At 52.8% G+C, this 2,158-nt stretch carries 2 protein-coding genes; one reads left to right on the plus strand and one right to left on the minus strand.

The features are described from left to right. On the plus strand, positions 1-1,211 hold a 1,211-nt coding region (locus OP495_RS17315), incomplete at its 5' end, for a porin (RefSeq protein WP_348521327.1). 165 nt (positions 1,212-1,376) lie between these two features. On the opposite strand, the gene OP495_RS17320 is transcribed toward OP495_RS17315, so the two are convergent. After that, a complete protein-coding gene (locus OP495_RS17320) occupies positions 1,377-1,535 on the minus strand; it encodes a hypothetical protein (protein WP_280563139.1) in 159 nt (52 codons plus the stop codon). Positions 1,536-2,158 lie beyond the last annotated feature (623 nt).

Below are 2,158 nucleotides of genomic sequence, written 5' to 3' on the forward strand. Positions count from 1 at the left end.
GACTGCATTTGCAGACACGATCGAACAGTAAGCTAGTTAAGGAATTTATCGCGATGAAAAAGACACTCTTAGCGACTGCCGTTGCCGGTGCCCTGGGCGCCTCCGCTGGTGTTGCACAGGCTGCCACCATCTACAATCAAGACGGCACACAGCTCGACCTGTACGGCAACATCCAGATTGCCTACAAGTCTGTAGATAATATTGACGGCAGCTCCGAAGACGAGCTGTTCGACAACGGCTCTACCGTCGGCTTCTCCGGTCAGCACATCATCAATCCGGGCCTGACCGGCTACTTCAAGGCCGAATTCGAGCATAACGCTGATGAGCAGAGCGAAGGTGGTCTAGAGACTACTGACCAGGCCTACCTGGGCTTGAAGGGTAACTTCGGTGATGCCCGTATCGGTACTTGGGATCCGTTGATCGACGACTGGATCCAAGATCCGGTCTCCAACTACGAATACTTCGACGTTACTGACTCCACATCCGATTTGGGCAATGCCTATGGTGAAGACTACGGTCTGAACGCTGCCGATGATCGTGAAGGTGACAAACTTCAGTATGTCTCGCCGTCACTGGGGGGCCTGCAATTCGCTGTCGGTACGCAGTACAAGGGTGATGCCGAAGATGAATTCGGTGGTAGTGATGACTTTGATGGAAGCTACGAGAACCAAGGTTCGAATGCTTCCTTCTTCGGTGGTCTGAAATATACTGCGGGTGCGTTCTCCGTCGCGGCTGTCTATGATGATCTCGACAATTACTCGCTTGAAAGCACTGATGATAACGGTAATGACATCGAAGCCAAGGCTTATGGTCTGAACGCGCAGTACACCATGGACTCACTGCGTGTTTCCGCCAAGGTCGAAAACACCGACGTCGATTATGGCGGTGAAAGCGGCGACATCATGCGTTATGCCTTGGGCGCTCGTTATGGCTACGGCTTCGGTGATGTCTACGGTTCCTATCAGCGCGTCGACGCCGACAAAGAAGTCGCTGCTGTAGCCAACCCGTCTGGCTATACAGATACCGAGAGTGGCCATACCATTACTGACGCTGACGGTACCTATAACGGCGATGACAGCTTCAACGAATTCGTCGTGGGTGCCACCTACAACCTGTCACCGGCGATGTATACCTTCGTTGAGTACGCACAGTATGATCGTGAAAACGACTTCGGTGACGGTGTTTCCGTGGGTGCTCTCTACAGCTTCTAAGCTGTCGATGCCCCAGCGATTTTGAAGATCGCACAGAAAAGAAGCCGGCTCATGATGAGCCGGCTTTTTAATGGGTATCCGTAAGATTTGATACTTTTTATTAAGAATATGTACTGAAATGGCAGGATGCTACGTCTCGGCTTCCATGGGTGCTTCCAAGGATGATTACGCCAGAATCCGGCGGGCATCGTCGCGTCTTTCTTCATGCCAGGTACTGGATGCCGGGATCTCGACATGGGCGCCCATTCCTTTCAGCCACCAGAGTGTCTGCTGATCGTCCGGCAATGTGACGCTGAGTAGTTGTCCACCGTGCGAGTTTCTCATCCTTCAATACTTGTCCTGGTTATCTTCGGTATTCACTTTCTTGCGTGCGGTATACGGCGCCAGCAGCGTCACCAGTCCCTTACGCATACCGAACTCCTATGCACATTGAAGTGTATGCAAGGAGTATCGAGGTAAGAAGCGACAATGGGTGTCGCAGTTCGGCACCGGAACGATATGTTCGTCGGGGAATGGGGAAGGAGGTGTTGGGGCCGCGTAAACGCGACCCCAACTGAGGTTGGTTTAAATCTGGCCCAAGAGCTGCATATCGTCGTGCAAGTTGTCTGGGACGTCCTTGAGAAGGACCAGATTTAGCTCTTTAGAGCCCTCACGCTGGGCTACACTCTCCCCCAAAGTACTGTTGATCTCATCGGGGCTCAGTGTATACATGGAGCCCGTCAGTGGATCCACGATCAACCAGCCAATGAGGCCGCCGAAGAGAATGTTCCCCCCGATATACCAGCCGTTGGGTGAACTGGAAATAGAGATGGCCCGTGATTCGTAGCCGTCTTTACTCCTGGATTCATAGAATAACCGCAGCACTTTGGACCGCCAGGTAGAGGAAGGAGGGCCAGCGCCGGTACCCTCTCGACTTTACCGACCAAAGTGAAGCAGAGAATGGGATA

The sequence above is a fragment of the Chromohalobacter sp. 296-RDG genome (assembly GCF_029889885.1).
In the GTDB taxonomy this organism is placed as follows: Bacteria; Pseudomonadota; Gammaproteobacteria; order Pseudomonadales; family Halomonadaceae; genus Chromohalobacter.

Bases quoted from the DNA above. Each gene is read 5' to 3' on its own strand.
- OP495_RS17320 (WP_280563139.1), bottom strand. From the start codon at position 1,535: ATGAGAAACTCGCACGGTGGACAACTACTCAGCGTCACATTGCCGGAC.